18 protein-coding genes are annotated in these 26,321 nt (G+C 35.1%); 3 read left to right on the forward strand and 15 right to left on the reverse strand.

The genetic code is table 11. The features are described from left to right. Positions 1–256 precede the first annotated feature (256 nt). A complete protein-coding gene (raiA, locus tag GQR44_RS11535) occupies positions 257–667 on the forward strand; it encodes a ribosome-associated translation inhibitor RaiA (RefSeq protein WP_028867371.1) in 411 nt (136 codons plus the stop codon). 218 nt (positions 668–885) lie between these two features. Here the strand turns inward: raiA and tyrA are convergent, their stop codons facing one another. Together tyrA and GQR44_RS11545 are read right to left on the reverse strand one after the other, a co-directional pair. Further along, positions 886–2,016 (reverse strand): bifunctional chorismate mutase/prephenate dehydrogenase, encoded by a 1,131-nt coding sequence (gene tyrA, locus GQR44_RS11540; RefSeq protein WP_166371934.1) that lies wholly within the window; start codon positions 2,014–2,016, stop codon positions 886–888. A gap of 10 nt (positions 2,017–2,026) precedes the next feature. Continuing rightward, on the reverse strand, positions 2,027–3,094 hold the full coding sequence (locus GQR44_RS11545) for a 3-deoxy-7-phosphoheptulonate synthase (RefSeq protein ID WP_166371935.1): 1,068 nt from the start codon (positions 3,092–3,094) through the stop codon (positions 2,027–2,029). A gap of 195 nt (positions 3,095–3,289) precedes the next feature. Between GQR44_RS11545 and GQR44_RS11550 the strand changes: the two genes are divergently transcribed. Next, entirely contained in the window at positions 3,290–4,402 is a 1,113-nt protein-coding gene (locus tag GQR44_RS11550) for a GNAT family N-acetyltransferase (protein ID WP_166371936.1), read from the forward strand. 92 nt (positions 4,403–4,494) lie between these two features. On the opposite strand, the gene GQR44_RS11555 is transcribed toward GQR44_RS11550, so the two are convergent. The 7 genes from GQR44_RS11555 to GQR44_RS11585 form a co-directional block, all read right to left on the reverse strand. Then, positions 4,495–6,465, reverse strand: coding sequence for an alginate lyase family protein (locus tag GQR44_RS11555; RefSeq protein ID WP_240923635.1), 1,971 nt, complete (start codon positions 6,463–6,465; stop codon positions 4,495–4,497). Positions 6,466–6,573: 108 nt separating this feature from the next. Beyond that, a complete protein-coding gene (locus GQR44_RS11560) occupies positions 6,574–8,052 on the reverse strand; it encodes an exosortase C-terminal domain/associated protein EpsI (protein WP_166371938.1) in 1,479 nt (492 codons plus the stop codon). 29 nt (positions 8,053–8,081) lie between these two features. Continuing rightward, entirely contained in the window at positions 8,082–9,218 is a 1,137-nt protein-coding gene (locus GQR44_RS11565) for a glycosyltransferase family 4 protein (RefSeq protein WP_166371939.1), read from the reverse strand. Positions 9,219–9,220: 2 nt separating this feature from the next. Further along, on the reverse strand, positions 9,221–10,351 hold the full coding sequence (locus GQR44_RS11570) for a glycosyltransferase family 4 protein (RefSeq protein ID WP_166371940.1): 1,131 nt from the start codon (positions 10,349–10,351) through the stop codon (positions 9,221–9,223). Positions 10,352–10,495: 144 nt separating this feature from the next. Continuing rightward, entirely contained in the window at positions 10,496–11,401 is a 906-nt protein-coding gene (locus tag GQR44_RS11575) for a polysaccharide deacetylase family protein (RefSeq protein ID WP_240923636.1), read from the reverse strand. 200 nt (positions 11,402–11,601) lie between these two features. Then, complete coding sequence (gene tviB / locus GQR44_RS11580; protein ID WP_166371942.1) at positions 11,602–12,879, reverse strand: Vi polysaccharide biosynthesis UDP-N-acetylglucosamine C-6 dehydrogenase TviB; 1,278 nt, start codon at positions 12,877–12,879, stop codon at positions 11,602–11,604. 90 nt (positions 12,880–12,969) lie between these two features. Further along, positions 12,970–14,127, reverse strand: coding sequence for a glycosyltransferase family 4 protein (locus GQR44_RS11585; RefSeq protein WP_166371943.1), 1,158 nt, complete (start codon positions 14,125–14,127; stop codon positions 12,970–12,972). Between the two features lie 1,041 nt (positions 14,128–15,168). Here GQR44_RS11585 and GQR44_RS11590 point away from each other — a divergent pair. Next, positions 15,169–16,917: a right-handed parallel beta-helix repeat-containing protein gene (locus tag GQR44_RS11590; RefSeq protein ID WP_166371944.1), complete on the forward strand. Its 1,749-nt coding sequence runs from the start codon at positions 15,169–15,171 to the stop codon at positions 16,915–16,917. 484 nt (positions 16,918–17,401) lie between these two features. On the opposite strand, the gene GQR44_RS11595 is transcribed toward GQR44_RS11590, so the two are convergent. The 6 genes from GQR44_RS11595 to GQR44_RS11620 form a co-directional block, all read right to left on the reverse strand. Continuing rightward, on the reverse strand, positions 17,402–19,261 hold the full coding sequence (locus GQR44_RS11595; protein WP_346774346.1) for an acyltransferase family protein: 1,860 nt from the start codon (positions 19,259–19,261) through the stop codon (positions 17,402–17,404). Positions 19,262–19,387: 126 nt separating this feature from the next. Next, entirely contained in the window at positions 19,388–20,824 is a 1,437-nt protein-coding gene (locus tag GQR44_RS11600; protein WP_166371946.1) for an O-antigen ligase family protein, read from the reverse strand. A 58-nt stretch (positions 20,825–20,882) separates the two neighbouring features. Beyond that, on the reverse strand, positions 20,883–22,283 hold the full coding sequence (locus GQR44_RS11605; protein WP_166371947.1) for a phenylacetate--CoA ligase family protein: 1,401 nt from the start codon (positions 22,281–22,283) through the stop codon (positions 20,883–20,885). 1 nt (position 22,284) lies between these two features. After that, entirely contained in the window at positions 22,285–23,493 is a 1,209-nt protein-coding gene (locus GQR44_RS11610; protein WP_166371948.1) for a glycosyltransferase, read from the reverse strand. Positions 23,494–23,511: 18 nt separating this feature from the next. Continuing rightward, positions 23,512–24,726 (reverse strand): hypothetical protein, encoded by a 1,215-nt coding sequence (locus GQR44_RS11615; protein WP_166371949.1) that lies wholly within the window; start codon positions 24,724–24,726, stop codon positions 23,512–23,514. A 40-nt stretch (positions 24,727–24,766) separates the two neighbouring features. Further along, positions 24,767–26,320 carry an MATE family efflux transporter gene (locus GQR44_RS11620; protein ID WP_346774345.1) on the reverse strand — a complete coding sequence of 518 codons (1,554 nt, stop codon included), beginning with the start codon at positions 26,318–26,320 and terminating at the stop codon, positions 24,767–24,769. Between the last annotated feature and the right edge of the window lies 1 nt (position 26,321).

The following is a 26,321-nucleotide window of genomic DNA, read 5'->3' on the forward strand; positions in this document are numbered from 1 at the left end:
AAAGGTTTTTAAATGAAAAAACAAGATATAAAAAACAGTGAAGTAAATCGCGGAACTTATTCACTCCAAAGTGGACTAACTTTTAGGTTTCAACAAGTAAAAGTTGAAGTTTTTTTAAGAAAATATGGTTAGGTCAAAGAATTACTTTGTTTATCTAAAAGGGCTATAAAGTGTGATCTAAGTCGCTTTTAATTTACAGTGAAAAGCCTAATCTATTTATGAACACAACAAGTGTTACAACAAAAAGGTGTCCTATATGAGAATTGAAATTACTAGCAAACAAATGACTATCACAGACACAATGCGCGCAAAAGTAGAGGAACGTTTTGAAAAATTAGAAAAACTACAAACTTCTCTTATCAATCCCCATTTTATTATCACTAAAGAGCCTAAAGGCATGAAAATTGAAGGTACTATTGGTGTACCAAATGGTAAAGTTTTTGCTCACGCAGAGCATGATGATTTATATGTTGCCATCAATCAACTATTCCAAAAAATTGAACGTCAACTAAATAAACATAACCATAAAGATGAAGCAAACCGTGCCAAGAATAATGGTAAAGACTTATGTCGTAACGGAGAAATTTCAGGAGAGCCTATTGAAGAGCCAGAAGTTGAAATTGAATCAGATGCTGAAATCAAATTAAATAAAGAGTTTGCTGCATAATTGTTATCAACAAGATGGATTAAAGTAGCTAGCTTTAAACAATCTTAAACAGTTTAAAAAATAATTAAAAAAGCAAATAAAAGGAGGTTAAACACCTCCTTTTTCGATCTTGGCAATGAATAAACTAACTTAAACGCTAAGCCTAATAGCTAAGTTTAGAACCCGCCTCAACAACAAGCTTAATAAATAAGCCTAATAAGCTAGTACATTAATTTATACTATGACTTAGTTTCGTAATGACGATTATCGTGTACTTGCTGAAGCATCACTCTGCTTTCATCCAAAAATAACGTAGAATAGTCACCCATCCAATTAGTCACAGATTTAAAGCGGTCAATAAACTCTTCACGATTGTTTGCTTCCAATAACTCAATCGCATCCGCGAAATGTTTATGGTATTGCTTGATCATGGTTAAGTTACTTTTTTGCGACAAGATAATATCTGCATATAAAGCAGGCTCTTGTGCAAATAAACGCCCTACCATCGCTAGCTCTAAGCGATAAATAGGTGAGCTTAAATCTAACAGTTGCTCTAAATCAGCATCAACTTCTTGCAAATGTACACCGTACACAAAACTCGTAAAATGACGTAGTGCTTGGATCAAAGTCATAGACTGATCATGTGTTGGTGCTGCAACAGGATACAAGTGCGCGCCCCAAATTTTCATTTGGTCAATCAGCCACTGGTACTTCTCTGGATCACGTCCATCACAGTACACAATCACTTGTTTTGCAAAGCTTGATATATCTGGACCGAACATTGGGTGTAAACCAACCACAGGACCTTTATGAACCGCTAACATCTCAGTTAAAGGGGAGTCCTTAATACTGGTAATATCGGTTAAAATACAATCTTCAGGTAAGAAAGTAAGTTGCTTGATCACATCAACAGTCACATCAATTGGCGAACCCACAATAACCAACCCAGCCTTACTGCAAATAGCTTCAGCTTGATCCCAGTTACTACGGCCTAGAATATCAACGTCATAGCCAGATAGTTTAAACATCTCGACAAAACGCTGACCTAGCAAACCATTACCACCAATGATCACAATACGCTTCATATCAGGATTAACAGTTTTAAAGCCAGTATCATTTTCACTAGCATAAGACTCACGCATGGTACGGCGTAAAATATCTTCAATAAGATTCGCTGGCACACCTTTTTGCTCAGCTTCTTCACGACGTTTAGCTAACATCGCAGCTTCGCGCTCTGGCACATAAATAGGTAAGCCATGCTTAGTCTTAACTTCGCCAACTTCCCCTACAAGGCGTAAACGTTCTGCTAATAAATCAATGATTTGCTGATCAACAGCATCAATCTGATCTCTTAATTTAGTTAAAGGCATAATTTACTTCTTATTTGTTCTGGACTGTATCTTTCAATAAGACTGCCGCTTCATCTAATAATTCACAGGTAGTTTGCCAATCAATACACGCATCTGTAACTGATACACCGTATTGTAACTGCTCAGCAGGTAACGATGCGGGTTGGTTACCGGCATTAATATTACTTTCTAACATAATACCTATAATAGATTTATTGCCACCAACTACTTGCTGGAAAACATTTTTTGCAACTAATGGCTGTAACTCATGATTTTTACTAGAGTTTTCATGACTACAATCAACAATTAAAATATTTTCCATTTTAGCTTTAGTTAATGCTTGCTCAGCTAATGCAACATTGATTGAATCATAATTTGGTTTACCACCACCACCACGTAAAATAACATGGCCATCTTTATTACCAGCAGTTTGCAATAATGCACTTTGTCCAGACTGATTAATACCCATGAAACGATGTGGTGCAGAAGCTGATTGCATTGCATTAACCGCAGTAGAAAGACTACCATCGGTGCCATTTTTAAAGCCAACTGGCATTGATAAACCACTCGCCATTTCACGGTGAGTTTGAGACTCCGTAGTACGCGCACCAATTGCTGACCAGCTAAATAAATCACCGATGTATTGTGGGCTAATTGGATCTAATGCTTCAGTCGCGATAGGTAAACCTAACTCTGAAATCCATAACAATAATTCACGCGCTTTTTTCAGGCCGGTTTCAATATCAAATGAGTCATCCATATGAGGGTCATTAATTAACCCTTTCCAACCCACTGTAGTACGTGGTTTTTCAAAATAAACACGCATAACAATATATAAAGTATCTTTATATTGTTCATGTAACTCTTTCAAACGGGTTGCATAATCTTTTGCAGCTTCAACATCGTGAATAGAACAAGGACCACAAATCACTAAGAAGCGTGGATCTTTTTTATGCACAATATTAGAAATAGTTTGACGAGATTCATGAATGAATTGATAAACACTATCAGAAGCCGGTAAAGAGGCTTTAAGCTCTGTTGGTGTAATTAAAACTGTTTCTGATTGGATGTGGATATTTTCATTTTGTCGCGTAGTCATTTTACTCTCATTCATTATTAATAATGAAAGCATCATAGCATAGCGAAATAATAGATCATGTGATTAAGCGATAGAGGCCAGATAAATGCAGATTTAGTCAAAAATAATACATAAATTAACAGGCTTTGTTTTACACTGTAGGACAGGATTTTGTTTTTTAATTGATCTCATGAGATTTAAGGTGTTGATACGGATATGCAAATAATAACTTCCCACATTATTACCTCATGGTCAGAAGTCGATCAACTTAAAAAAAGTTGGAATACTTTATTGCATCAATCTGATGCTGATAATATTTTCTTAACTTGGCAATGGATTGATAGCTGGAAAAAAACCTGTTCAGCCAATACAAAGCCATTTTTTGTAATATTAAAACAAGCAGAGCAAATTGTCGCTATCGCCCCTTTCTACATTCAACGGTATCGACTATTCAAATGTATCAACTATAACGTACTTCGTTTCGCCGGAGACCAAGGTATAGGCTCGGAGTATTCCAATTTTATCGTTAAACAAGAACATAGTATCGCCTTAAAAGAACAGCTATGGTCTGCATTAGTGGCAAGCCATAAAAAATCACATTGGGATATTATTTGGTATAGCAATGTCGCTAGTTGGACGAGAGGCGGGGAAACATTAATTGCAGCGTTGAATAAAACAAAAAAGCTAAAGCAACAATCACGTGAAGTCGAATTTGCAAATACCGACCTAGAAAAAATCTCAGAGCAAATCCTCCCTTCTCTATCTAAAAGTTTGCGCACTAATATCAAACAAACCCAAGGTTATTTAAGCCGACAAGGTCAATGGCAAGTGAGTTTCTGCGATAACCCAGCGCAACTCGAAGAAGAGTTGCAACAGTTATTTACATTACACAATTTACGTTGGCAAAAAGCGGGTTTACAAGGCTCCTTTGCAAGAAGACCTGAAATGGCAGCCTTTTATTCTCATTTTGTGCCTAGAGCATTACAACAGGGCTGGCTACGTTTAGCTAAATTAGAGTGTGAAGGTATTACCCAAGCAATGCAGATTGGTTATGTATATCAAGAACAGTTTTTTGCATTACAAGAAGGTTTTAACGCTGAGTTTCAAAATGGAGTAGGACAAGTTTTACGCTATCATGTTTTTCAGCAGTGTTTAAAAGAAGGGCTTACAGATTACGACTTTCTAGGTCAATATACAGATCATAAAAGACGCTGGCTCGCTCAAAAACGCAATGGGCATAACTTGATGATTTGGCCAAATTCAATCAAAAACATCATATTTAATTTCATGACTATCTGGCCAACAGGCAGGTACTTTAAACCCTTATAAATAGGCATTAATAAGGGTTTAAGCACTTGTTTTAAGAACTAAAAAACGTTTCTACTTATAAAATTAATCATTAAATAATTAATAGAAAACAGTTAAGCACCCCATGCGATGCTTGTTGTAAACGCTCTATCTTCACTAATGTGAGCAGATATAGCTAACGTAGTAATAGCCACTTTCTGATGATAACCACGACTTAACCAACCCAATGATGGCGTCTGTTTATCTTCACTCTCCACGCCAGTGATTAGCTCTGCAGAGCTTCTTTCTGGCAGTTTAATGGTGATTTGATCATTGCCCAATAACAAATGACAAACGCCATTACTAATCTCAATACTCTGACAATCTTCAGAAAAATGAAAATAAATAACAGCATCATGTTGGCCTTGTGTTTTAAGCTCGTCGGTAATATTAATCTGCTTTTCTAACACATTCAGTTTAATACTACGTTGATGCGTTACCGGAGAGCCTAAACGTTGATAACCATTATGTTCAGCGACCAGTTCTCCACCCAGCTCACTAGGTAACCACTTACAACAAGAAGCTTGGGCATGAGATTCCCACATAAAAGGCCCCGTCATAACAGACTGATCTAAGCCGTCAATTTCGACAGTATTATGCGCCTGGGTTTTACGGAAATGATTACGCCATTGTGGAAAACTGAAATAATCGTAGGTTCCTGTATCAACAAACAAATCATTTCGATTAATACGCACTACACAGCTCAGTGCATCGGCATGGCCATGAGCGGCAATGGCTGTATAACCTAACTCAGCAGCATCCACTAATATACTTGCTTGATTACCTTCACTCACTTTACCAGCTTGTAGTAAATAATAGCCTGAGTCAGTAAACGCAAATGAACTGAGTTCCTGCTCTTCAGTCAGCTCTTGAGTCGTTCGCTGTTGCCTATTATTAAATAGCCAGAATGCAGATTCACTCGGTTGTTTTTTACCTTGAGCAAAGATTTCATCATCATAAAAATGACTAACAATATCCGATAATGCATTGATATTATGGACATGATCACCTAAATCAATAACATAACCATCGTCTTGATCGCCCAACATAGGATAGTGCTCACCACCTTCTGCAATAATCGCGATGAACTGGCTTAATCGCTTAAGCGTTTGCCAATACGCAGGTGAAAAATCATCTTCGCTCCATTTACCGGCTAATGCCGTAAACAGATAAAATTGAAACACAAAGAATTGATAACTAAAGGCATGCTCTTTGGTACAGCCGTCATTGAAGGTTTGTGCCTGAATTTCATTTTCTAATACCGCTTTGCTTTTTTGTTGCCATTGCGGTGCATCTTTTAACATAGTGAAATAGCGTGCAGCAATATAAACACCCGCCGCTTCGCCAACTAAATGATTATTCGCAGAAGTACCTTGAGAAAACTTACCACTTACATCTCGACAATGTAAAAAAACACTTTCTAATAATCGATCTTTAAAATCACCAACAAATAATCCAGAGTCTTTAATTAAATCTATCGTCCATACCCAACTAATCAAGCGAATAGAAAGCTCTAACGGACTACGCCAGTTCATCCCTTTACCGTAAGGATTTTGATCTAACCAGTGAGTTATTTGCTGCACAGCCCCCTGTGCATATTTAAGTTCACCAGTGACTTTATAAGCACGCGCTAACACTACCATTTGATGATGACGATTAGGCTCCCAAACTAACTTACAATCGCCATTATTTTTAAAATCACGGTAGTTAACGGAAAGAATATGGCCAAGGTTTGAGTAAATACCTGCACTATGGTCTTTATGCCAATTAATAGGTGATTCAAGGTGATGATTTTGTAAATCAAAGTAACTTAACTTATGCGCGATGATTGATTCAGCTTTGGCTAACAAAGGTGCTTTCCAAGCATCGTCATATTCAGCGACTTGCCCTTCAAACACACTAAAGCCAGGCTTAAAGGTGGCCTTTGGATCATATTGATCGGTATATTGAACTTTAGGTACCCAGTTAAACTGAACGCGTAACCGCTCAATCCAAGCATCACTTAAAGAAGTTATTCGCCAAGTGACTTCGTCAACTGACATCATTTTAATTCGTTTTATATACCAAGTAATAGGCTGCATTTATGTGGTTAAACTCTTTAATTATTAATACTAAGGATTAAGTTATGAATACTAAGGGTTAAGGTATGAATACTAAGGATTAATGTATGAATGAATAAACTCACTCAATTGTTGTGCAGCTAGCGCACTGTCCTGACCATCGTAATCTAAGGCAACGGCAACCAGTGTTGCACCAGGCTCACCCACCAAAGCAGCTTGTACTTCAGCAAGTTTGGCTACCTTTTTGTCACTGGTGATCACACCGTTAATAACATACCAAGATGCAATCATACGATATCGCGCCTGTGAACGCTGAACCACAACCAAGTTTGCTTGTTGCAAGTATTGATTATCGAGTAAAGGTAATTTTTTATCTTCAACATCATGCCAAAATTGATCATCGTAAAGATAATTCTCCACAAAGATCATCTCACTAGCTTGTTCTTGCTTAACATAATCGGCCAGATAGACCTGAAAGCCCACATCCTCTTTTACGTAATAAAAGAAACGCTCTTTACTTGCGCCCTGCGAATAAGGCTTCCAATTAGGGCTATAGCTTTTACTTTCGCCTGCCATCTCGTAATTGCTTAAAGTAGGCACAGTGAACGCATAATTTTCGTTAAATCGAGAAGGGATCCAGTAAGTCGCCGCAATAAATACAATAAGTAAAGTAATGGCAGTGAGGGTATGTGTTTTGTTAACAACATCTACTTGTTTTACAGGTAACGAGTCCACTGCCTTGTTATTAACAACGGCACTATCATCGAAGTAAGTACGTGCAATGTAAATAAGTGGCAATAAACAAAGCGCAAACACAATCCAACCAAAGGTTAAGTGGTCATGCACTATAAAGTGATTCATCTCAGTGTAAGTACCAACAACGATAATAATAATGATACGTAACCAATTGGCTAACACGGCAATAACCAAGCAAATAATTAAAAAAGTAAGTGTTTTTTTCTGCGATAATTTATTAATAAAACTAACAAAAAATGCTAATAATGCCGATACCATGAAAAAGCCCAAACCAGAACAAGCAGGCTCAACATCAAACAAACCACCAGCTGTTGATAAGCGGTAACCGTCTCGACCGACCGGAATACCAATTAACTCTGGCCCCCATTGGCCTGCAGCAGTAGATAATTCACGCAGTGGAAATTGTAAAATATTCCAGACAGGAAATATAAGAAACAACATGATAAAAGGTAATGCACAGGCTTGAAGTGTCTTAAGGCCATATAAAGCACTAAATAGAAATAGAATAATAAAAAATAAAGCCAGTAATTGTAATTGCTGAATACTAGCGAGCATAGCAACAAGGTTAACTAATAAACTACCTAGCAACCCAACAGTGCAAATAATAAAGGAGGTAGTTGTGTTTTGACTTAATCTAATCGATTTACGCTTGGTCCAAAAAGCATATATGACAACAAATATCCCCAAAAAACCGTGACTATAAGGGCCATCACTATTCCACTCATCAAAGATAGCAGATAAGGCAGGAAGATTAGCTAATAAAAGAATAGCTAAAGGAACAACAAAGAAAGTATGAATCGAGTTTTTTTTAAACAAAAGAAGTTGCTCCAAAGGGACTTAAAATTTTATTCATGTATTAATATTTCATGATAAACAGCAACAGTTCTCGCTGCAACTTGGTCTGAGTGATACAAATCTAGTGCTAATTGTCGTGATTTTTCCTGCATTTTTTTCGCTAATTCAGGGTTGCTCAGAATACGCTCACATTTAGCCGCAATATCCTTCTCATCAAACGGATTAATTAAAAAGCCTGTTTCCCCATTTTTAACCATATACGGCATACCACAGCGATTTGATGTTACCACTGGTACTCCCACCGCCATAGCTTCTTCAATACCCATTGGAGAGTTTTCTTCTAAAGAGGCTAGTGCATATATCGAGGCTTTGCATAATTCGTCTTGAATTTTCGTGATATTAATTCGGCCTAATAAAACAACATGGTCATGCAGATTATTATCTTTAATGGTTGTATCAAGTAATCTGGCATATTCTTCATCAACGACACTTCCAGCAATCCTCAGCTGTACATTAATACCCTTTTTAACTAGCAAGGCAACGGCTTTAACTAATTGAATAGGGTTTTTGCGAGGGGTAAGCACTGAAGAGGTAAAAATAGTGCCAACTACTTCCTTTCTATTTAATTTAAAAAAAGAATCTGAAATAGGATTATCGATATCAAATATATTTGCTTTGGTAACACCACTTAATCTTTCCCGAACATAAGGACTAATTGAAATAATATTAGGTTGCTTTGACCAACTTCTTTTCTCAATGTACTCCCATATTTTAGAGCGTAAAAATTTAAATTTCCCTTTCGCTAATAATGTATCAGCATAGATAAAACCGTGCACGGTAAATACCTTAGGTATCAAAAGCTCATTAACCATAATACCGTAGGTATCATGTACATGAATCAAGTCAGGAGAAAGGTTTGTTACCTTGTTTTCAATTAATCTTTTACCTTCGCCTAGCGCATTTTTAAGTTCACTACCCGCTGGCTTAGGTAAACGATGAATAGTTACATTGCCAACATTGGTTATAGTCGCTTTTTGAGTGCTTGCACATAAAGTAACGACATGAATATCAAACTCTGAATATTTAGATAAAGACGGAATAAGGTTCACGCTGACCGCTTCGACCCCACCATGAGGCCTACTGATATCAATTGGAAATTGTGTAATGAATGCAAGTTTTATTGCCATTTTTAAGAACCTTTATTAGAAAGGTCAGTAAATATAGCCTCAAACCTTTCCATCACCTGATCAACGGAATGATTTTTTTGATAATATTGCCTTGAATTATCAGAGTGTTGTTGCCATAGCGTTTGATCTGAACAAAGCTTTTTAATACCTCGAACAAGGTCATCTTTTGTAACAGCTTCGAAACCTAGCTCTCTATCACGAATCAGATAATCAGGATCAAATGTCGAAACGATCGGCAATCCTTGACTCCAAGCTTCTAAAAAGGTGTTAGGAAAGCCTTCGTAAATAGAGGAGCAACAAAACACAGTACTACTACGATATAAATTAGGCATATCTTTGCGGGCAACCATACCTAAATACGTTAAGTTAGGTAAAGCATCCATCGTATTTAGAAGACCTTGAAAATATGCATCTTCTCTAGGCGGATTACCGGCAACAATAAATTCATATTCAGGTAAATCTTTTGCTACCTCTAAAAACAATTCTAATCGTTTACTTTCATGGAGACGAGCTGCCCATAAAATGGATGGTTTATCTTTATTGAATATTAATTTCTGATATTCATCATCATTTGGCCCAGGACATGGCATAGGCATAATTTCAGAATCTAAATTAAACCCCTCCTTTAAAGATTTCATCTGCTTCTTAGTTTGAGAGAGGATATAGTCAGAATTTAAAAGGCCATATCGGTATAGTATCCGCTCACGATAAGTTTTCATTACCGGTAGTTTGACATCAGCATCTGAGTCATTGGCTAACGAATAAAGAAATTTTTTATTATTTCGCTTACACCACATAGCAACTTGCCCTGTAATGTATTCACCACAATTTTGATAATACACATCAGCATCGGCGCGTTTCATTGCTGAAATTAATCCAGTCCAGCGCGGATAAAAAAAACGAATGCCAGATAAGCCTGAATCTTGACGGCATATTTTAATGACATAAATACCATCTATCACTTCATCTTCACTTGAACCTTCTGTCCATGTTAATAAAGAGACTTTGTGCCCTCTTGCAACTAACCATTTAGCCATCAAACTCGTTTGTCTTTCAACGCCCCCGATCGAACCGTGGCTACCACCAGTAACCGCGCCATATGAAAAATGAGCAACAAGACAGATATTTAACATGATAATTACAACCTTAATTGTTTTAGTCTTTTTAATAAATAAAAATATATGTATTAAGTATTAAGTATTAAGTATTAAGTATTAAGTATTAAGTATTAAGTATTAAGTATTAAGTATTAAGTATTAAGTATTAAGCATTAAGCATTAAGCATTAAGTAAATACAATAATTCAGGTTTTGTTTTATTTGAAGGGAAATTAAAACGCTTTAAAGTCATGACATCATCCCTTGATTGACATAATCCTACATCGGTTGAAAAAGCAGCTCGATAACCAACCACTTTAAGCAACTGAATTGCAGTCTTATTATAATTGCCATTAGGGTAACAGAAATAATCACATTGAGTTGCTAACTCATCTTCGATGCGCACCTTAGATTGTTGTAGTTGTGTGATAGTCTGTGCTTCAGATAAGCTATCGAGGCGCCAATGGTCAACGGTATGACTGCCAACATCAAGTAGGTTAAGATTTACGGCCTCTTTTAATTGTTCCCATGAAACGATGCCAGACCAGTCATCTTCAACGCAAATCTCACGTAATGCTTTACCTGAACGTGACTCAAGCATTTCAGAAAGCGCATTAAACAACTGATTCATATCAATATCGTCAGTAAAAGCGCACTTACAATCATCTCTAAATTTTTGATAGCTGACTTTTAAGGCGGACAAAGAAGTTGCGTCAAAACAATACTTATTTCCTTGGTATTCAAATGAAATCAATTCTCCCATATTCTGCTGCAAGGCATAATCTATTCGGTCAAACCAAAATGGCAGTCCGGAATCAAGGTGCCCTGTTACTACAAATAAAATCGGCTTGGCACCAAACTGTTGAAAAATAGGGAGCGCATAATCAATATTATTTCGATATCCATCATCGAAAGTAATAAGTAGCGCATTGTCAATCGGGGCTACTTTTCCTTCTAAAATATCTATCGCTTGCTCTGCTGTAATGAACTGGTAATAGTGGGACAAGATACTAAGTGTTCGCTTCAATTCATCAGGAGAAATTTGCGGTCGTAGGGGAGTCCAACTTGTTTGGCTATGAGGTGCCATGACCCCATGGAGCATAAGCACACAAATTTTATGACGATTTTTCCAATGCCATAAATTTAACAAACCTAAGCGATACAAGAGGCTTAATAACATTTTTTTTACTAAAACTTTATATACCATAAATAAAAAGCCCATTTAGAGCTAACTCGCTCGGTTATATAACTGACTAAATGTTTAACTAATCTATTAGTAAAATTGGATTACAATCGAATATCGACGTCATCTTTATGAAAAACATATTTCAGGTCATAAAGCACATGACTAGTGTTGCCAAATTTTCGAATTTCATTTGCCCCCATCATTTTAAATTTATCGTGTGCAACAGCCAAAATAATAGCATCATAGGTATTATGTTCAGGTGCTTCAGTCAAAGTTAAACCGTATTCTAAGTGTGCTTCTTCATTTGAACACCAAGGGTCAAAAATATCAGGCGCAATATCGTAGCCTTTTAAGGCTTTGACAATATCAACTACCTTAGTATTTCGTAAATCAGGACAATTTTCTTTAAAAGTTAAACCCATTAATAAAACCTTAGCTCCGCCAACATGGATCCTGTTTTTCAACATTTTTTTCACAAGCTGAGAAACGACATACTCTCCCATACCATCATTAATACGACGACCGGCTAATATCATATCTGGGTAATACCCTGCTGACTCTGCTTTGTGAGTAAGGTAATAAGGGTCAACTCCGATACAATGTCCTCCGACAAGACCAGGCCTAAAAGGTAAGAAATTCCATTTTGTCCCCGCGGCTTCTAAAACATCTAATGTATCAATACCTAACTTATTAAAAATGATAGAAAACTCATTAATTAATGCAATATTTACATCTCGTTGTGTATTTTCAATCACCTTTGCTGCTTCAGCAACTTTAATCGAACTTGCTTTATGTGTCCCAGCAGTTATGATCGATTTATAAATTTGATCAACGACTTCCGCAATTTCAGGTGTGGAGCCTGCAGTGACTTTCAAAATATTAGTTACACGATGCTCTTTATCACCAGGATTAATTCGCTCTGGACTATAACCAGCAAAGAAATCTTTATTGAATATCAATCCTGACACTTGCTCTACAACAGGCAAACAATCTTCTTCCGTTGCACCGGGATAGACTGTCGATTCATAAATAATAATATCATCACGGCTAATAACATTACCTAGCATTTCACTGGCTTTAATAAGCGGTGTTAAGTCGGGTTGTTTATCTTTATCGACGGGCGTTGGCACAGTAACAATATAAACATTACACGTTTTTAAATCTTCGCGATCAGAGCTGTAATTTAATAATTTTGCCTCTTTTAACTCTTGAGAAGAACACTCTAAAGTTGAGTCAATACCTTTTGACAATTCCAATACTCGACTTTTATTGATATCAAAACCAAGAGTACTAAATTTTTTACCGAATTCAACTGCAAGCGGTAGACCTACATAACCAAGGCCAATAATAGCTATTTTCTTACTAGACATGTCAAACATCGATTGAATCCTTTCTAAAAACTAACGCTGTATATAATGATAATTAAAATAACGTTTTACTTTAAGGTACATCATATGCAGCAACAAATATTAAAGGTTATTTTCTTTTAATAGCCTTTGATAATGAGAGAATACATTTTCTACATAAGCTTCTATTGTAAACTTTTCCAAACCTTTCTTTGCACTATTAATAAGCTGAAATTTTAACTCAGGTTCCATTATTAGCTTTATAATTTTATCCGATAAGTCAACGACATTATCCCTTTCAAATAGAAAACCATTACAGCCATTCTCTATAATCCCTGGAATACCTCCAGTATTGGTAGCAATGCATGGAAGACCTGCAGCCATAGCTTCTATAAGAGCAGCACCCGCACCTTCTGAACGAGAAGGGAAAACAAACAGATCGCTTGCATTTAAAATGTCAGGAATATCGCTACGATTACCTGCAAAAACAACATTTTTTTCTAAACTATTATTTTTAATAAGCATTAATATTCTATTATAAAATGATTTAGATGTCGTTTTTCCGACAAGTAATAACTTAGTATTTGAATTCTGTTTATTTACTTCGGCGAAAGCTTCTACCGCGATATCCCAGCCTTTAACTTCTGCAAAGTGCCCCACTGCAACGATAAGAAATTCAGTCTGCTTAACGCCAAATTCTTTACGTACCCCTTCCCCAGTTGCTTGAATATATTTATCAATAGGCACAGGAGCGTGAACAACATCAATTTTTCTTTCAAAACCAACTTGCTCACAAACTTCTTTTTTAACTGCATCACTTATTGCTAATATTTGATCTGCACACCAACAAGTAATTCTGGTACTGGCCATTAATCTACCAAGACCTGATAATTCTTCATTTTTTTCATAAGCAGATGACATAGAGAGTTTTGACCAAATTTTAACAGGAACAAAGGACAGTAAAGCAGCTATTATTGGGCTAGTATGATCGTTATGGCAATGAAATATATCGCATTTTATTTTCCTCAGAAAAATAATGTTACGATAGATACCTCTAAAATCAAAATTTCCTTTAGACCTTGGAATGTAAATTATTTTACAACCCGCTTTTACAAAAGGCTCAACTAAACTGAGGTCATCAGGCTCTTTCGATAACACTAACCAATTATTCCACCCATTACCTGCACATTTATTGATCAATGCTAATGTTCTAAGCCATTTTGATGTTGCAATTATTGGGAATCCTCCCCAATAATGAACAATATTTATTTCCTTCTGCAACTTCAATCACCTTAAATTAATCATGCAACATTTAAATATTATATCTTAAAATAGCTCATTATTTTTTATAGCTACTGACCATTAGATCCGCAACAGATTCTATTATCACCTTGTTATTTGACATTATCTAGTAAATTTTCAAGCTAAAATTATTATAATCAACTTATCATCACATTAGAATGGGGGCAGAATTATAGTCCTGTAATGAATTCTATAAAATATAAACATCGGAACTAAAAACTTTAGGGTCGACTAAGAGAAATGAATCCAAACTTATTTCAGAAAAATTTGAGGTTCCTCCCATAGTTTTAGCTCTATAGCTAATTCATAAGCATAAAACTTAATTTATGTCTAATTCAAAGTTCATATCTAAAAGGTAATTATTCTTGGTTTTATTATTTCTTTCTTGATTACAAATTTTCTGTTCTCATTACATTGTTGGAATTTTGATCATGTACTAGTATCAAGTCGCATTGATAAAAGATAATACCCATTATGTTAATAGTGTGAGCTAAATTTTACACAGGGAAACTGGTTTAGTTTGAAGCGATAGTTAACACTTTCAAGAAATCAAGCATTTAGTCCTCTATCGTAAGAATTTAGCAAAAAACAGATCAGATAATTGACTTAATGACTATAATCATTCCATGTATTGAAGCTGAATACACAACACAGGTTGTTTAAAACTTAATACGATGCTTGGAAATAGTAAAAAATCAGCTAGAAACTAGCGGACGATTCTTAAGGTGACAGATTACCCCCTTTTAACCAAAGAGTCTTGATATATGGTCTAGTGACTGATAAATGCAACAGAATCAATAACGAATTACATAAGCAATTTAATTTGACTAAATTGCCATTAAGGATGAGCTTTAACAATTATTTAATTGAATTTTTCTAAACAACTAGGTCTTTAAGGTTTTTTAGAAAAATTAAGAGAAAGTTATTGCATGGCGATCCTTAACACATGAAGTCGATGAAAAATAACTTTTTTAATTAAACAGTTATTCGTAATTAAAATATCTACAACGGAGTTTAAAAATGAAAATATTAATGAAGCACCTCAAATTGGTGTTTAGCACCTTTTTAATTTTTATATCTTATAATGCGCAGGCCGCATCAAGTTATGAAATGCCTGTTGGAATACCTAACACCACTTTAGATTTTCAACAAGAAATGCCTGCAAGGCCTAGTGACTGGAGTGCTGAAGTCCCTGGATATTACTATATAGACTATCAAAATGGAGTAAAAAGCCAAGCTTACGGAACACCTTCAGCTCCTCGAAAAATGATCCCTAGCCCAGCACCAGCAGGTTCATATATCGAAATATCAGGAGAGTACACTCAAGGCTTCTTAAAAAAACAAAATAGAATGTATACCTTTAATGGTACTGATGATGCTTGGAGTGCAGGAGTAGCTGGGCCAGTCTGGATCACTGGAGCAAAGGACACCTATGGAGCGATTAGTTTTGTTGGCTTCCAAATGCAAGGCAGTAATATATTTATATCTGACTTAGACTTTATAAACGGAGCAAAAATACAAGTCAGCTCTAGCAGTAAAGGATATAAAGCAGAAAATGTTTTAATACGAAATGTAGATATTTCAGGAGGGGGAATATCTGTAGTAGGTGATGCAACAGCACCAGTTAATAACGTTATAATATACAATAGTAAATTCCATGATTTTGGCGATATTTACTCAGAACTAGATGAAGATGCACACTTAGTTTCGATAGGTGCTTATATTTCAAATTTATGGATATTAGATAGTTTATTACACACAGCATCTGGCGCAGGAGTTCAAGTTCTTGGTGCTAGCGAAAGAGGCACTACTAATAACATTTATGTTGGGAACAATGAAGTTTATGACGTTAGGCAATCTGGTTTATGGGTGAAATCAGGTACTAATGTTGTGTTTTCTAGCAATACTATTCGCAATGTAATATCGACTCCTTGGTCACCCTCTAAAGGGATGGGTGCACAGTATTTACCTGACGAATTGTGGATGATTAACAACCATGTTAGTGGTGTTGAGTATGGTATACGCATAGCTTCAACAACTGGTGTTTCATGGACTCAGAAAATTTATGCTATTGGTAATATTATTCATAATGTTAGAACGTTGCAAGAAGGTTCAAAGGTTGGACCGATTTCAAATACTTCATCTTGGCAAAGTGCAGCTATTCACATTGCAGGTTCTCACGAGCAATATATATATAATAACTTAATTTTTGACGCTCCAAATGGTATAGATTCTTCAAGCCCTAAAAAAACAGTAATAAAAAACAACATTATTCTTGATGTAACCGCAGAACATGTAAACGAACCGACCGGTTATCATATTCTAGCTGAGATACAAGAACTAAACGAAGAAGTTTTCATAGAAAACAACTATTTTGGTGATGGTATGCATGTGCAAGTTCACAAAGGGGTAACAAACGTATTACACAACGATGTAGACACTCTAAATGCTGAAGAAGGAGCTAGTGGTAATATTCAAGGGACTAATATTATTACACAAAATAATATTGATTCAATAATGGATACAATGAGTATTGACGGCTTTGGTTTTACACAACTTAAGGATGCAGGGATTAATGTTAATGATATTTTAATAACTCAATTTAAATATCAATTCCCTAGCACTAGTGGGATAAACTCAGACATTTTTGATAAGCAACGCGACCTTGGGAACTCCATTGATATAGGACCATTTGAACAATATGGGGTTAAACAAACCCCTACTATTCCGACAAAACCAGGAGAGTTAACATTATTTCAATTGCCATAAGTTAGAACTGCTCGGTTCTTAGTTAACCGAGTAATCCTCAATGAGTCTCCATTAGTTTAGATTTGAGCTTGATTATTTTATGTAAGTTCAAATCTTTGCTAACACTAAGCAGAATAAATATCTCATTTATTGACTGGATAAAACATCTTCCTCTTTCATTACAACCTTCATTTAGTAAATAACTACTTACCTTTATACACCACCTTCATAGATCATTTTCACCGTAAAAAATTTAGAGCATATACTTAATAAAATTGGAATATTAACTTTTAATTCACCTAGGGCTTTTGTTATTAGTTGCAACTCATTATTATTTATATTGGTTTGGCTATTACTATCAGATAAAATTCAGAGCATGTTTTCAATGTATTTTTTCTCAAGGGCCAACCTATGAATATTTTATATATCGAGAGGGGCAACATAAAACTCAAAATAGAAAACTTTCTTGTTCGATTTCTCTGAATATTATTTAGCTAATTATTAACTATTGAAAAACTTGATCTAAATAGCCTAATGATCTTTTTGCATACCAAGGTCGCATATGCTCTGAATCTTTATAATAATATTTAAAATCATCATCACGCACCATACAAACATCACTACATAAATACTCAATAGGGTCTATTATCACTAGATTATCTGGTTTAATTATATCTTGAAGTACATCATCATGAGCTGCATAAGCATTTTTAGCTTGTTCAATAGTAATATAATTTTTTAGGTTGTGTCTTACAGATAAAGTAGGGTTGAACTCATCCCCTTTAGGTTCACCTAAAAGTAAAAAAACTTTTTTTGATTTTTTTGTTGCAAAAGACAGAAACTCATTAAATTCAGCCCCCCTGAGATGAAGTTCCTTTTTTTTTGTAGCATTCACTTTAGATAAATATGCATCTAAAACAAATAATGAAGTGACTATCTTTTCAAAATTAACTTCCGCCATAACGGCTTTGTAATTCTTTATATTTGAACAATCTAAATTTGGCCTATAAGACGGCGCCAAAAAGCACCCTCCTTGAGTTAAATAATAAATATTATATTCAGTATTTATCTTCGCCACATATGGAAACATTTGCTCAATATGGCTAGCTCCAATAAACAATATATTTTTATCTGAGCGCCCCTTAATAAACCGAATATCATGATTTCCTATCTTTAAATTAGATTCAGGGTAATCCCAGTCAGATATAGCTATAAGAGCATTATTATTTATTAATTGTTTTTCTTCTGAATGAAGAAAATTAAGACCGTTGGTTAAAAATACAATACTTCCTATTACTCCAATGCTCAGTACCATAAATAAAGGCTTGCAACTAAAATAATTTATCAGTGTGCTAAAGTCATTCTTAAAGTTAATTTTTTCAATATATTTATTGCTAATAAATCCAATAAAAACTGAAAACAATAATCCTATGTAGATAAATATATCATTCAAGGAATAGAAATAGATTCCTACAACTATTGGCCAATGCCATAGATAGATTGAATATGACCATGAGCCCAATCTTTGGAAAACAACATTACCTGTAATGAAGCTATCATCCCGTTGAGCTTGAATTATCATAAATGCACCTAAAACCGGGAAAAAAGCTAAATAGCCGGGCCATGCGACTTCTTTATTGATAAAGATATAAGAAGTAAAAATCAACAATAATCCAATCCATTCAAGCAGTTTTTGTCGTACTTTTTGACTCTCTGAGTAGCTAAGGGGGTAGAGATAACAAACACCACCAGCCATCATTTCCCAAGCTCTTGTTGTTAGGAAATAATATGATGAAGAGGGCCATTGATAAGTTGCTACTACGCAAAAAACAAAACCTAAAATGGTGCCACCAAGTATTATTGGCTTCAGCACTGCTATTGACAGACATTTCCGAGCAATAACAAGTAAAAGCGGATATATTATGTAAAATTGCCATTCAACAGATAACGACCAAGTATGAAGTAGCCATTTTTCATGTGATGAAACATCGAAATAACCATCCTCTGACCAATACACTATATTAGATAAAAAGCTAATACTACTTCCAACGTGTTTCCCTAACACTCTATAATCAAGGGGCTCTAGGTAGAGAATCCCCCAAACAAGTAAAATCAAGCAAAGAAAGGCCAAGGCGGGGATAATTCTATTTGCACGGGCAATATAAAATTTTAATAGTGAAAAGTTATCCTGTTCTATTCCCCTAAATATTATTCCAGTCATTAAAAAACCAGAAATAACAAAAAAAACATCAACACCAGCAAACCCACCAGGCATCCAAGAAGCATTAAAATGAAACAACATAACCGCGATTACAGCGATAGCTCTTAAGCCATTAATATCTTTTCTAAATTTCAAAAAAACCACACTATTTAACAAATCATAATAAAATGTTATACAAAAAACTCGTATAAATTAGAATAAGGTTATACTCAAAAACCAGTATATGCCACATTAAAATATTGAAAGGGTTTCCACCAGTATTCTAATATCTCAATCATCGATAAGGAAATTGTTTTTGCCCGTTCGTTTTTTGTTGCGCTCAATGTAAACCCGAAGTAAAAGCCCTATCCCCACCCACATCCCGACTGAACCTTCTCGCGGATAAAAATTTTGACTACCTATCGAGGCAATCAAAAAGGCAGACAGCAATGCCAATGCAGCTCCTCCAGTTACAACATATATTTTTTCAGAATTATCACGAAACAAACTCCAAGCATACTTTAAAAAAATAAAATACAATAAAAATACAGGGATTGCACCTACAAACCCATTGTCTTGAATCCACTGTAAATAAGCATTATGAGGATGAGGAAAGCTATCGTACTTCCCATACAATTCTCTCATTCTTAATGTTATCCCTATATTTACCATTGCCTCCCGTCCATAGCCAAAAAAAGGAGCCTCTGTAATTGACTCCCAAACCAATGGCCATGCTAAATTTCGGCCAGAAGTTACTTCATAAAGATCAACATTTCCCTCTTCAAACTCAATATCTTGTTCTCCATTCATCGGCTGTGATTCCGCTGATTCTTCAGATGAAAAACCAAAGCTAAGACGCTCAACAGCAGAAGGTGCAAAAGCAATTATAGTAATATAAACAAGCGGTATTAATAGAATATATTTTCGCCACTTGAATAAACAATAAACTCCACCAAGTATAGCCCAGGTTCCATATCCAGTTCGCCCCCCCGTTAACGCCATTGCCAGAAAAATAATAAAGCAACTAGGCAGAATAAAGTACCAGTAATGCTTGGTACTCACTAACTCTTTTAAACAAAAAACTAGCCAGAAAGCACCGCTCATCATCATCGATATATTCACACGATGAAAACCAACACTTTTTGATATTATTTTAACCGCTTTATGTTGTAACGCATCTCCGTCTAATGTTAATGAACCCAACTTCATTGCTTTTATCACTTGTAAAGCTAATAAAATATACATTAAAGCTAATGCTCCTAAAGCAAAATTATATTGCTTACGGGTACGACAGCCATCAAATATAATCATACTTGGCAATACCCACTTAAAGCAATTTATTAAATATTCATTGATATCGTTCATCATACGAGGTGCTGGTGCTCCAATGACTTCAAACCATTCGAGTAAACCACTATGATCATATAGATATCTAACAACACTAATAGTGATAAAAAAACCATATATGAACAATAAAGTATTAATAAATTTTGGCATTTCCCAAATTAATTTTTCTTTTTTTCTATTGGATAACCAAGATAAAACAGTATTTACGAACAAAAAATTCCAGTGGTTTAAACCAGGAACCCCTCCAACTGCTTTTGGCATGTCGGGATGTTGGAAAATAGACATCAGAAGAACCAACCAACAAGCAGCACGAAACCAATCCTTCCACGCATAGACACTTAAATAAGCGATTAAAAGTGTTAGCAGCGTTATTCTAATCAAGATAAAACTCCTTGTATTATGTAATGAGTTTGATTACGAATAAAAATTAAATTTATTTTCATAATTTTATTCTTTGATCAACAAATACTGACTTACCGCGTTCAGTGAGCTCAATATTCTCAACAATTTCTACTTTCACAATCACTCTTCCATCCAGTTTTTGGCCTATATTTTTTCCTATTCTGTCCTTTTGAATATCGGAAAAACCTTTATTAACGACCACTTTTATAATCGCTTTACCTGGCGTATCTTGATAAAACTGATATTTAAGTACATCATCAAAAGTGTCATCATGCATATTAATAGCACTCCAAGAGATCATATTCGATTCATTAGTAACTAAGTGCTCTTGAATATTATGCCCTCTGATGTCTTTGATAATAATATGGTTACGGTTACACTTATCGCAACAATCCGCTACGTACTCCGCATAATCACCAGTCTTATAACGAATAAAGGGCATTACAGTATTGATAAAGCCAGTTCCGACTATTTCACCTACTTCACCTTGCTTTGTAATTACATTTCCTTGTTCATCAATCAATTCAAAATAACCGTAGGTTGGCCATACATGATAATTTGAGGAATATTCACATTCTCCTGCAGCTATGAGTTTTTCGGTATGCCCATATGATGAAAAATAACGACAATTAAAAACAGACTCAACGAAGTCTCTTTGTTCTGGGTATACATTTTCAGATTCAGCTAAGATAGCTTGCACATTGGTAATCGATATATTATTTTTTTTAATATATCTCGCTAATTGATAAATAGAAGAAGGATAAACATGCAAAAAACATTTTTTTAAAGATTGAAGGTGTTTAACGTATTCAGCCATATCATTATCGCTCGTATGGAAACTGCTATAATAATGCTCTCTAAAAATAGAATCATAACTCCTATTAACTCCGCCCTTAGTTCCAGTAACCCTTCCACGTAAAACAGCTTTAACATCCCCTAATTTAAAACCTGATTTTTTCCATCCGTCGACTAAATAGGCATACTCTATTTGTGAACGCCCCCCATTAATATAAAATGTTAAAGGAACGCCGCTTGTGCCACCTGTCGTAATATAATCAACCTCAGGGCTATTTTTATCCACTAACAATAAATCATTAATATTTTCATTAATAAAGCGCTTATCAATGAAAGGTAATATTTTAAAGTCTTCCAATGTTTGTAACGATGAAATATCAATACCGGCATCATCGTATAATTTTTTGTACGCTGCACATTTTTTATAAGCTACCTGAACCTGCTCTTTTAATTTTTTAAGCTGATATTGCTCAATCTCAGCTTTTGACCAAGTATCAGCAGAATTAATTAAGCGACTTGTATCTCGAAATTTTTTACCTATTAAATAAGGTAATGGAACAAATGAAAGTAAAAAACCTGCTAATTTTTTCAGAGAGGTAGGCATTACAGCCCATAGGTTTTTTTTAGAAAATGCTTTTTTCATTTTAATTAATTTCCGCGATAAAAAGTTCATTCCATTGCTGTTGAACACAAGCTAAATCAAACCTACGTGTTGATTCGATTGCATTATTTGAATATTCAGATAATAAATCAGGGCTCTGTATTAACTTTATAATTGACTTAGAAAACTCTTCGACATCATGGTTTTCTATTAAATAACCATTATAATTATTCACTAACACATCAGAGAGGTCGCCAACATTAGGCACAATTGCAGGTAATCCCACTTTTAACCCTTCAAGCATCGACAGTGCGAGCCCTTCTGAACGTGATGTTAAAAGATATATTTTAGACTTTTGCAACCAAGATAAAACATCAGATTGATGCCCAGCAAAATAGACTTTATCTTCAATATCAAGCTGTTTTGCATATGCTTTTAATTCAGACAACAGTGGACCGTCTCCAATAATTAAAGCACGACAATCTACTTGCTTTTCTTTTATTCTTTTTATGATATCTAAATATAGATTCACTTGTTTCACTTTTGATAAGCGAGCAGTTAAAACAATATCGTACTCTTTATTTTTTAATGAGTCAGGGTAAAACTTATAGGCATCAATAGCCCCTGAAATAACATGAATTTGGTTACTAATAATTCCATTTTCACTCAAAAATGATTTAGCTCCATTACCCATTGTAATAACACGAGTGGAACAAGCAATTATTTTACAAATATAACTTGTTATAAATTGATCTTTTCCATTTAAAAACTTAAAGAAGTTATTCTCCGTTTTACCTGTTACAAGAGTTTCTGTAATGCCACCCACACTAAAATAAATAGAGTGACAGCATAGAATTTTTGAAAATAAAACAGCTAAGGTTCCATTAAACAATATATGAAAGCCACCGATATAATCAGGTCTAACTTTACAAGAGTAGATAAAGAAAGTGATTAGCCTAGCAAGTGTCTCTCCAGCTATAGAGTTCAATGCTATCGGTGGTTTAACCACATCAAGGCCTTCAATATCATAATCAATATCGTTTGAAACAATATATACATGTTTTGTGCTCGAACAGGTTAGCAGTGGAACTAAATGAGCATCTATCCAATTTTTAGAATAAAAAGCGCCTGTTAACACAATTACATTTTCTGTCTTTTTTGGTTTTTTAGTCGGCAATAAGCTGAATAGTTGAATTAAACTATACAATAAAAAAAGAACAGCCCTACCAAAAAATATTTTTATTTTATACATACTTAAACTCAGATTAGATTAATTTTTAATATTAGGAAAAGTTAAAGCACACCACTTTATGGAAATACTGGCGGCTCCTGTCATATCGGGTGGATTGTGTATTATCTTATTAAATAGTTCTTTATTGATATATAGTTTTACTCGCATAGGATCTTTCACATAAAAAGTTAAACCTTGTAGATCTTCTCCGCTATATTCTGTAGAAAGATATATATGTGTTTCATCTCCGACTGCTTTAACTGAAAAATTGAGCTCATCCACTGTACGACAATAACCTAATAAACGCCTAGTCGTTGACGTTAATATCTGTTTATTTTTTTGATAACTTGATAACAATTCAAAAGCTTGACGTGTTTCATGAGTAAACGGCTCTGCTACTGAATGCACCTTACCCAAATGACTATAAAGAATACTGCACCCACGCTTTTTAACCAGTGTATCTAACACTTTTTTAGTAATTACATGATGCACACCACGCGCTTGATCAAAGCAGGAAACCCCTCCCCAAGAAGGATTACAACGCATAAATTCATTAATTTCAGTACCATCAACCAGTTTAGATTTGCGTAACACTTTATTATTTTTATGCATTGCATACTTTTTATTACCTAATCTTGCAAACCAACCTTTGATGAACTCTAATGCAATCGTTTTAAGAGAAGCTTTAATTTGTTTTTTATTAAACAATGCTTGGTAGCTTCTATTAGTATTTTGAGCAACACAGCTGGTTACGCGCCCCTTCCAAATAAAAGGTAACATGCTAGATAGTACCGTTAAGTCACTATGGTAAGCAGGCTTACCAACCTCCGCACCTTGCCCTTGCATGATGTCATTATCTAAGTTGGTTGGCGCTTGAGCATGATCCACCCACACTTCAATCTTTCTTTTCCCAGATTGAATCGCAGTCCAGTGTTTTTCAATTAACGCTCTGTCATTAACAAAATCACCAAAAGAATGCAGACAATCAATATGACCTGAGTCAATCAATTGATGAATTTTTTGTCGTCCGTCATCATCTGTATTGGTATAAGAAAAATTATGTTCAGGCATATCAAAATAGATAGTGTTGCCGACCTCTAACCCCACTCCTTTACCTAAAGACGTTTCTTCGTTGGTATTTAAATAGCGTGCGGTTTCAAAATAAATTTCTTTATTAGGTGTTTCATCTAAATCACTACAAATAGCAAGCATTGCACTATAAGGGTAAGGGTATTTTCGTAAACTAACGTTCATGCTCAATAACCTCTTGGTAGATGAAAATATTTAAAAACTATCATGAAGAAATTTTCAATCGGCGAAACAATTTTTGTTGTATTTTTACGGGTACTAAATAGACAAAATAGATAATAATAGTAACGATGCCAGCGCTAACCAAAGTAGCTATTGCAGTAACTGAATCATTCAACTCATAGGCATGGCGTGACCATGCAAGTAGACCTAAAAACGGCATGATATAGAATAATGGCTTAATAAAGCTACTTTGAACATAACCTAGCCATGACAACTTCAGTTGTCGGCAGGTATAAATTGGCACAATAAACCCATAAACAATATTCATCGGGACCACAAATAATAGAGCAGCCGTGGTTAGCTCCCAATTATTAACACCTAAAAACAGAATACTTATTACAAAAATAACGAATACAGCAATGAGAGCAAATATAGAAATTTTTCCATGTTGATTCAGGCCTATTAATATGCGGATAGAAGTATCTTGGGCCATTGGTAATAATCGACCTAGTGCAAGTATCATCATCAAAGGCCATAATGCATAGTCATTACCCATCCAATATTGCAAAACTACATCACCATAAATAAATAAGAAACCTAAACTCGGTAAGGCAAATGCAAAGCTAAGTTTGGTGGTATTAACAAAAAGAGTCTGAATAGCTTTATTATCACCCGCCCCCTGCATCGAACCAGTTGTTGGCGTTAACATTAAAGTGAATTTATTCATAAACATTTTTATTTGTCTAGTCAGTGCCATCGGCCTTGCAAAGACCGCTAAGGCAGCAGGTCCGATTGCACTGACCAATATGAGACTAATACTTTGTAATAAAATAATTGGAGGTAGGTTTGATAGCATGCTTTTTATACTAAAAATCAACATTTCTTGGCAGGTTGCCCAGTTTGCCATTTTTAGATCAAATTGAAACTCTTTGCAGAGTCTGCCAACAAAAATAAAACGAATAGTTTCAAAAACGATTGTTGAAATTAAGTAACCTATCGCCATCCCTATCACGCCAAGATCGGTCAAAAAAAGTAGCGCAACCATCAGTGCTAATGAGAAAAGGCTATCGCCAGCATGCAATGAATTATGAATATCCCAACGGTGATAACCTGTCAATAATCCCTTGGCAGAGCCTGCTGCCATCCCAACTGACAAACTAAAACCTAAAAAAAGCACAACCCATTGTGCCATTTCAGTATTTTCTTTTAATGACTCACTAAAAAAAACCGGCAGTAAAAAATAAAATAAAATCGTACATAAAGTGACTACTGAAGACACAACTAACTGCACAAAGACTGCAGAATTTGCGACCTCATTCAATTTGACAAAATCACTAGCTGAGCGATGTTTTGCAATATAACGGTTAAAGCAAGCCCCCATTCCAAATCCAAGTAATGCCAAATAACTAACAAAAGACCAACCAAAATCCCAAATACCCAAGGCCACTTGGCCTACTTTTTCATCCACTAAACGAGGCATTATAAAACCAGAAAAAACAAGAACAAGCTGACTTGCCCAGCTCACCATTAAATTCCATGTAAAGCGATCTTGTCCGGTTAAATCAACTTTTTTGTTTTTATCGATATTTTGAGTCACT

It is taken from the genome of Psychromonas sp. SA13A (assembly GCF_011378715.1).
GTDB lineage: Bacteria > Pseudomonadota > Gammaproteobacteria > Enterobacterales > Psychromonadaceae > Psychromonas.

Excerpts from the sequence above, each read along its gene's own strand:
- GQR44_RS11575 (WP_240923636.1), bottom strand. The coding sequence starts at position 11,401 with ATGGCACCTCATAGCCAAACAAGTTGGACTCCCCTACGACCGCAAATT.
- GQR44_RS11565 (WP_166371939.1), bottom strand. The coding sequence starts at position 9,218 with ATGGCAATAAAACTTGCATTCATTACACAATTTCCAATTGATATCAGT.
- GQR44_RS11605 (WP_166371947.1), bottom strand. The coding sequence starts at position 22,283 with ATGAAAAAAGCATTTTCTAAAAAAAACCTATGGGCTGTAATGCCTACC.
- GQR44_RS11545 (WP_166371935.1), bottom strand. The coding sequence starts at position 3,094 with ATGACTACGCGACAAAATGAAAATATCCACATCCAATCAGAAACAGTT.
- tviB (WP_166371942.1), bottom strand. The coding sequence starts at position 12,879 with ATGTTTGACATGTCTAGTAAGAAAATAGCTATTATTGGCCTTGGTTAT.
- tyrA (WP_166371934.1), bottom strand. The coding sequence starts at position 2,016 with ATGCCTTTAACTAAATTAAGAGATCAGATTGATGCTGTTGATCAGCAA.
- GQR44_RS11615 (WP_166371949.1), bottom strand. The coding sequence starts at position 24,726 with ATGAACGTTAGTTTACGAAAATACCCTTACCCTTATAGTGCAATGCTT.
- GQR44_RS11550 (WP_166371936.1), top strand. The coding sequence starts at position 3,290 with ATGCAAATAATAACTTCCCACATTATTACCTCATGGTCAGAAGTCGAT.
- GQR44_RS11570 (WP_166371940.1), bottom strand. The coding sequence starts at position 10,351 with ATGTTAAATATCTGTCTTGTTGCTCATTTTTCATATGGCGCGGTTACT.
- GQR44_RS11555 (WP_240923635.1), bottom strand. The coding sequence starts at position 6,465 with ATGATGTCAGTTGACGAAGTCACTTGGCGAATAACTTCTTTAAGTGAT.
- raiA (WP_028867371.1), top strand. The coding sequence starts at position 257 with ATGAGAATTGAAATTACTAGCAAACAAATGACTATCACAGACACAATG.
- GQR44_RS11590 (WP_166371944.1), top strand. The coding sequence starts at position 15,169 with ATGAAAATATTAATGAAGCACCTCAAATTGGTGTTTAGCACCTTTTTA.
- GQR44_RS11610 (WP_166371948.1), bottom strand. The coding sequence starts at position 23,493 with ATGTATAAAATAAAAATATTTTTTGGTAGGGCTGTTCTTTTTTTATTG.